Raw genomic sequence first — 7,105 nt, 5'->3', positions numbered from 1 at the left:
ATGGGCAGCCCTTGTTGTGAGTGATTGTGACTCCTGGCAGCTGCCACTAACAACGGTGGTTACTTCATTCTTCGCTGTCATCAGCCCCGACGCGTACCGCCAGTACGTCACACTGGGCGCCATGCAGCACACCCGTTGAGGTAGAGCCCAATAGCAGGGCAAAACCGTGACGGCCGTGGGAGCCGACCACGATGAGATCCACGTCATGTTCGGCGGCGAAGCGATGAATTTCGCTATCTGGCATACCGACCACGACATACTGGTCTTCGTTGGCGATACCGTGGGGCGTGGCAATGTCACCCAGACGCTCACGCGCGTGGGAATCCAGCTGATCCTGAATGCTGGTCAGGTCCATCGGAATATCGCCGCCATAGGCGAAGCCCAATGGCTCCAGCGTATGGATGATAGAGACCTTGGCACCGTTCCGCTCAGCGATGGGCAGTGCGCGCTCCAGTACCAGGTGGGAATCCTTGGTCAGGTCGACAGCGACCAGTACATGTTTGTATTCGTTGCTCATCCTGAGATCCTCCTGCAGAGGGTTGGCCATTCGAGTGACATCGTACACCTGCTTCCATGCTAGGCTTGCCGCCCCCCTGAAGACAATGACGTACATCAACGTATTTAGAGTGCGTGATACGCAACAGCGCTGAAAAAATGCCGAAACCAGCGTTGTGGCGCATTCATATGCACATGAGCGCGGGAATTTTTTGATACTCCAGCGGGACACTTCATGACCACTGCTCTGATCATTATCTTTATTATGCTGGCAATGCTGTCGCCGCTGACCTGGTTACGGCCCAGCAAGCGCGAGACGCGAACGGCGTCGGTGCGCAAGGCAGTTATCGCGGATGGCATGCGGGTGGACCTCAAGCGCCCAGTGCTCTCGGATGCTCCCAATGGCATCGTGGGATATCGACGCCCTTGGCCGACTGAGCGCGATGTGACGCCGTTTATTCTGGTACACGAGGACTGGGCCAGCGAGGCGCTGCGTGAAGCGGTGCCAGGTTATCGCTGGCGTGAAGAGAGTCGTCTCGCCGATGACGCTGACGTCTCAGCGGCGATTCTACAGCTCACACGTACGCTGCCAGACGATGCATTGATGTTGGAAGCATCACTCTCCGGCCTGACGCTGTGGTGGGGCGAGAGTCTGAGTGTCGAAGGGTGTGCCGAGTGGCGACGCGAGTTCGAGGCATTGCATGCGTTGTTGATCCACAAGGCACCAATCTCACATAAGCGGCGGCCATTGGTGGGTACTGAGCCGAAGATGCCTGACGCCTAGCGCTGCCTTCCTAGTTCGACTCGAAATTCAATAAAAAGCCCCTGTCGACATGATCGACAGGGGCTTTTTATTGTCTTGCAGAGACTGTGTCTCTTTTCCAGTGCTCGCTTTTCAGCGCTGGTATCAGGCAACTCTGCATGATCTTGAGCCTGAAAACGCCGGGACACTCGACAGGTATCAGGCGTTTTCAGGCACCTTCTCAGCAATCTCCAGTCCATTTTTCTCCATCACCATCAGACACTCGCAGAACTGGTCAACCTGCTCGGCACTGAGTCCTTCGAGCATTTCGACGCGCGTCTGCTCGGCGATGGCGTCAATCTTCTCTATCAGGGGTAACGCTTTACGCGTCAGGAATATGCGCTTGGTACGGCGGTCTTCTTCGCAGGCGCGACGTTCGACCAGCCCCTGCTCGCTGAGTTGATCGAGCGTGCGCACCAGTGAGGTGCCTCGATGCCGATGGAACGTGCCAAGTCGCATTGTGGCTGACCATCGCCCATGCGCCAGAGATGAACCAGCGTCATCCAGCGTGTTTGGGTGAGGCCCAGCGGGGACAGTCGCTGGTCCAGGATGGCACGCCATAGGCGCGGCAGGCGGGAAAGCTTGAGTCCGATATCTTCATGCATGATAGGTCGTCCGCTGAGTGCAAATAATGAATAGGCATTTTATCGATGGCGCATCTGCGCAGCCCTTCTTATCAGAATGCTAGGCAGCTAGTGTAATTACAAGCCTGCGAACGAATTTTACGCCCAAGGTCGGGTAACCGACCGTTTCATCCTGGTATTTCATCACGCCTTCCAGACAAGAAGTTCACCTCATAACCCCGGGATAAGGTTGGTGATTCTCCAGCCGGGAATGCCGGGTGGATGGCTAAGACTACTGTCGGCAAGTGTCGCGAGTGACGGATCATCACTTACCGTAAAACGCAGGCTACCAATTCGTTGGCCATTCAGGGTTTCGACATCAATACGCCACTCACCGTCACTGTCGCTCGGGAAGGCAGTCTTGTGAGTCCATGCGCGATACCCCTCGCCCCGCCCACCATTGATGTTGAGCGCGATGCGGTCCACGACTTCGCCATCGTGACGCCAGACGTGATAGACCTTCTCTGACAGGCCACGTGGCGCACGAATGGCAGTGAAGGCATACAGGCCATTGGCCGATAGTTGAGCGGGTGTCAGACGCATCTCGCCCTGCGGAGCGCGGGCGGCAGTATCAAACGCAGGCGATAGACTGCTTTCATTGATCCACAGGGTGGCGGGGGGAATCCATGCTCGTGCACTCCAGGCACCGACACCCAGCATCACGCTGATCCCGATCATCGCAAGCCCGCCTGTCAATCCGCGCGCAATCCGTAGATTGGCCACGCTGGGCAGTGCAAATAGACTCATGGCACCACAGGCGGCCAGCAGGCTCTCTCCGGTCGTCAGCTCCAGCATCAACGGCAGAGTGACCAGCACCACGACAAACACGCATAACGCATGGAAACCGAAATACAGCCAGCGATGGCGCTCTGCCAGGCGGTAATAGAACGGGTCAAGAATCGACAACAGAGTCGCGCCACACATCAGCAGTGTAAAGCCGGCTTGGCCACTGGCCCAGTCGGTGGTGGCCAAGAAGAAGGGCAGCGTAAAGCACAGCGTTTCCTGCTGAATCAGCTGTGCCACAAAGGTAGCCAGCTTGCGCGGCAGGGCATTCTTGCCACGATGGCGACGAAAGCGACTCCACAGACCTTCAGTAATCAATATCAGCCAGGCCAGTAGCATGCCAATTGCCAGCATGGCACCTAACCATTGTTGGCGATTGACGAGAAAGAAGCTGCCGATACCCGCGGCAAAGCCGATAGGTGGCCAGAGCCAGTGCCAGCGTTTGGTGTGTTCGACCACGTTTGTCAGACGCAGGTAGAGGGCTGAGAGAGTCGTGCTCATGAAAGCATGGTATCGGTGAAGCCTTTGAAAGCGTGACGGCCAGTGCCCTCACGCAGAAATTGGAAAAGCATGTCAGGGTAACGCGAGACATCACTTGGGTGTAGCGTCGATTATCAGTCACGCGAGCTGTCGAAATTCTGCGTCACCCCTCTTGCGGTCATTTTAGAGCGACTGAGACTCTCCTTGCCTTGTGTACATTCACGACCCACGACCTTTCGCTAATATCAGCAGGCTTGATCTTTGTTGGCTGCTGGCCCAAGCTGACTCTATTCAAACGCTTGTATGAAGCGCTGAGGGGAATGTCTGAAATTTCTCTTGGTACCTCTGCCAGCGGCGAGTCCGGCGAGGCCGGCTGCACGAGTGCCAAGCACCGTTGCGACCGCCTCCACCTCTTTCTCTTGTGGAGATCCGTGGATGATCTATTCAGGCAAAACGCTTTCGGTCGAGGCCAATCAGGATGCCATCGCCCTGTTGACCATCGACCTCGAAGGCGAGTCGGTCAACAAGCTGGCCAGCTATGTGATCAAGGAGCTGGGTGAGGCGGTCGAGGCGATCAAGGCCACTGCCGATCTGAAGGGGCTCGTCATTCGCTCCGGCAAGGAGGCGTTCATTGTCGGCGCCGACATCACCGAATTCCATCAGATGTTCGAGAAGGATGAAGCCTTCCTGATCGACATGAACATGACCATCCACGGTATCTTCAATGCCATTGAAGACCTGCCGTTCCCCACCGTCACGGCCATCAATGGCCTGGCACTGGGCGGTGGTTGTGAGATTACCCTGACCACCGATTTTCGTGTCATGGCCGACAGCGCCAAGATTGGCCTGCCGGAAACCAAGCTCGGGATCATTCCGGGCTGGGCGGGCTGCGTGCGCCTGCCGCGTCTGATCGGGGCGGATAACGCCATCGAGTGGATCTGTGGTGGTACCGAGAATCGTGCTGACAAGGCGCTGGCAGCAGGTGCCGTGGATGCAGTGCTGCCCGTCGCTGAACTGGACGCTGCGGCACTCGACATTCTGGCGCGGGCCAATAGCGGCGAGCTGGACTGGCAGGCGCGTCGTCTCGAGAAGACGTCACCGCTCAAGCTCAATGCCATCGAACAGATGATGGCCTTCGAGACAGCCAAAGGCTTCGTGGCTGGCAAGGCGGGTCCGCACTATCCCGCGCCGGTCGAAGCGATCAAGGTCATTCAGAAAGGCGCTGGTGAATCTCGTGAGCGGGCTCAGGCGATTGAAGCCAAGACCTTCGCACGCATGGCATTGACAGACGTGGCGTTCAATCTGGTCGGCCTGTTCATGAACGACCAGGTGGTCAAGAAGAAGGCTAAAGGTCATGAAAAGCAGGCGCGTGAGATCAAGCAGGCGGCGGTGTTGGGGGCCGGCATCATGGGCGGCGGCATTGCCTATCAGAGCGCCAGCAAGGGCACGCCGATCCTGATGAAGGACATCAATGGTGATGCGATTGAGCTGGGTCTCAAGGAAGCACGTAAGCTGTTCGGCAAGGGGCTTGAGCGCGGCAAGCTGACTACTGACAAGATGGCGCAGGGCCTGTCCAACATTCGTCCGACACTCAGCTATGGTGATTTCGGCAATGTGGATCTGGTCGTCGAGGCCGTGGTCGAGAATCCCAAGGTCAAGGCCGGCGTGCTGGCGGAGCTTGAAGACAACGTCGGCGATGACACCATCCTGACATCCAATACCTCGACCATTTCCATCACGCGTCTGGCCGAATCGCTCAAACGTCCCGAGAACTTCTGCGGCATGCACTTCTTTAACCCGGTGCACCGCATGCCGTTGGTGGAGGTCATCCGTGGCGAGAAATCCAGTGATGCCGCCATCGCCGCGACCGTCGCTTATGCCCGTCAGATAGGCAAGACGCCGATTGTGGTCAACGACTGCCCAGGCTTCCTCGTCAATCGCGTACTGTTCCCTTACTTCGGCGGCTTCAGTCTGCTAGTCGAGAAGGGCGCCGATTATCAGCGCGTCGACAAGGTGATGGAGAAGTTCGGCTGGCCGATGGGTCCGGCCTATCTGCTCGACGTGGTCGGTATGGATACTGCGGTGCACGCCAATGCCGTGATGGCGGAAGGTTTCCCGGAGCGCATGGCGCGCGAAGGAAAGACTGCCATCCAGGTGATGTACGACAACAAGCGTCTTGGCCAGAAGAATGATCTTGGCTTCTATCGTTACGAGGAAGATCGCAAGGGCAAGCCGAAGAAATTGTCGGATGAAGCCGCTCAGGCACTGGTGGCTGAGGTCGTCACCGAGACTCGTGAGTTCTCCGATGAAGACATCATCGCGCGCATGATGGTGCCTCTGTGCATGGAAACCATTCGCTGCTTGGAAGACAACATCGTGGGTTCGCCGGCAGAGGCCGACATGGCGCTGATCTACGGCATCGGTTTCCCGCCGTTCCGTGGTGGCGCATTGCGTTATGTGGACGCGATGGGTGTCGCCGAGTTTGTGGCGTTGGCTGATAGCCTCGCGGAAGAGCTGGGTCCGTTGTATCGCCCGACCGACGCACTGCGCGAGCGCGCTACCCGTGGTGAAGCCTTCTACGGCTGATCCTGTCGTGCGGGCCAACGGCCCTGATGCGCTCCCGTTACGGCATTGTCCACGGGGGCGCCTGCTAGCACCATCCGACCAGAATTCAGGCTCACGCGAGAGCGGGGGCCATGAGGGAGCCAGACCATGAACCTGAACCCGAGAGATGTGGTAATCGTCGATGGCGTGCGTACCGCCATGGCCAAGACCAAGAACGGCGCCTTCCGCCACGTGCGGGCCGAGAACCTCTCCGCCGCTGTAATGCAGGCACTGTTTGACCGTAATCCAGCTCTCGTACCGGCTGAGGTCGACGACATTATCTGGGGGTGCGTCAACCAGACCCTTGAGCAAGCCATGAACATCGCGCGTAACGCCGCCATCATGACTGGAATTCCGCGTAGCGTGCCGGCCCAGACGGTAAACCGTCTGTGTGGTTCCTCGATGAGCGCGCTGCATATCGCGACCGCCAATATCAAGGCCGGTATGGGGGACTTCTATATCATCGGTGGCGTCGAGCACATGGAACACGTGCCGATGGCACACGGCATCGACATCAATCCGGGCGCCAGCAAGTATGCTGCCAAGGCCGCAATGATGATGGGTCTGACAGCCGAGTTGCTGGGCAAGATGCACGGTGTCAGCCGTGAGAAGCAGGACGAATTCGGGGTGCGTTCTCACCAGCGTGCTCAGTCAGCCGCGGATGAAGGCCGCTTCGACAATGAGATCATCGGCGTTGAAGGACATGATGCTGAAGGTCGCCGTGTGCTGGTGACGCGTGATGAGGTCATCCGTGGCGATGCCAGCATGGAATCCATGGGCAACCTGAAGCCGGTGTTTGATCCCAAAGGTGGCACCGTGACGGCAGGGACGTCCTCTGCGCTATCAGTTGGTGCCTCTGGCATGGCAGTGATGAGCGCCGAGCGCGCTGAAGCGCTGGGCCTAAAGCCTATCGCTCGTGTACTAGCGACCGGTGTGGCAGGTTGTGATGCTTCCATCATGGGCTATGGTCCGGTGCCTGCGACCAAGTTGGCGCTCAAGGCAGCCGGTCTGACCATCGACGACATCCAGACCGTCGAGCTCAATGAAGCTTTTGCGGCGCAGTCGATTCCGGTGCTCAAGGACCTCGGGCTACTGGAGCGTGCTGATGCGGTGGTCAATCTCAACGGTGGCGCCATCGCGCTGGGACATCCGCTGGGTTGCTCTGGCTCGCGTATCTGCACCACGTTGCTCAATGTCATGAAACAGCAGAATACCCGCATTGGTCTGGCAACCATGTGCATTGGCATGGGGCAGGGCGTGGCGACTATTTTCGAGCGTCTTGACTGAGCGGCCACTCGCTAACGCAGCGGTAGCCACA

Annotated in this window: 5 protein-coding genes and 1 pseudogene; 3 read left to right on the top strand and 3 right to left on the bottom strand. The window is 58.1% G+C overall.

From position 1 onward, the window contains the following. Window positions 1–64: 64 nt before the first annotated feature. Entirely contained in the window at window positions 65–517 is a 453-nt protein-coding gene (locus BF12_RS0105585) for a universal stress protein (RefSeq protein WP_024951418.1), read from the bottom strand. A 213-nt stretch (window positions 518–730) separates the two neighbouring features. On the opposite strand from BF12_RS0105585, the gene BF12_RS0105580 reads away from it, so the two are divergent. Then, a complete protein-coding gene (locus BF12_RS0105580; protein WP_024951417.1) occupies window positions 731–1,279 on the top strand; it encodes a hypothetical protein in 549 nt (182 codons plus the stop codon). A 177-nt stretch (window positions 1,280–1,456) separates the two neighbouring features. Here BF12_RS0105580 and slyA read toward each other — a convergent pair. Both slyA and BF12_RS0105570 read right to left on the bottom strand, forming a co-directional pair. Next, window positions 1,457–1,902 (bottom strand): annotated as a pseudogene (slyA, locus tag BF12_RS18845) (transcriptional regulator SlyA). A gap of 189 nt (window positions 1,903–2,091) precedes the next feature. Beyond that, the gene (locus BF12_RS0105570; protein ID WP_024951416.1) at window positions 2,092–3,204 is read right to left on the bottom strand and encodes a DUF5924 family protein; all 1,113 of its coding nucleotides are present in this window, start codon (window positions 3,202–3,204) and stop codon (window positions 2,092–2,094) included. 414 nt (window positions 3,205–3,618) lie between these two features. Between BF12_RS0105570 and fadB the strand changes: the two genes are divergently transcribed. Together fadB and fadA are read left to right on the top strand one after the other, a co-directional pair. Then, window positions 3,619–5,769 carry a fatty acid oxidation complex subunit alpha FadB gene (gene fadB, locus BF12_RS0105565; RefSeq protein ID WP_024951415.1) on the top strand — a complete coding sequence of 717 codons (2,151 nt, stop codon included), beginning with the start codon at window positions 3,619–3,621 and terminating at the stop codon, window positions 5,767–5,769. 126 nt (window positions 5,770–5,895) lie between these two features. Further along, window positions 5,896–7,074, top strand: coding sequence for an acetyl-CoA C-acyltransferase FadA (gene fadA, locus BF12_RS0105560; RefSeq protein WP_024951414.1), 1,179 nt, complete (start codon window positions 5,896–5,898; stop codon window positions 7,072–7,074). Window positions 7,075–7,105 lie beyond the last annotated feature (31 nt).

The organism is Cobetia crustatorum (genome assembly GCF_000591415.1).
Classification (GTDB): domain Bacteria; phylum Pseudomonadota; class Gammaproteobacteria; order Pseudomonadales; family Halomonadaceae; genus Cobetia; species Cobetia crustatorum.
This window is presented reverse-complemented; position numbering and strand designations above follow the sequence as displayed.

Bases quoted from the DNA above. Each gene is read 5' to 3' on its own strand.
- BF12_RS0105580 (WP_024951417.1), top strand. From the start codon at position 731: ATGACCACTGCTCTGATCATTATCTTTATTATGCTGGCAATGCTGTCG.
- fadA (WP_024951414.1), top strand. From the start codon at position 5,896: ATGAACCTGAACCCGAGAGATGTGGTAATCGTCGATGGCGTGCGTACC.
- BF12_RS0105570 (WP_024951416.1), bottom strand. From the start codon at position 3,204: ATGAGCACGACTCTCTCAGCCCTCTACCTGCGTCTGACAAACGTGGTC.
- fadB (WP_024951415.1), top strand. From the start codon at position 3,619: ATGATCTATTCAGGCAAAACGCTTTCGGTCGAGGCCAATCAGGATGCC.
- BF12_RS0105585 (WP_024951418.1), bottom strand. From the start codon at position 517: ATGAGCAACGAATACAAACATGTACTGGTCGCTGTCGACCTGACCAAG.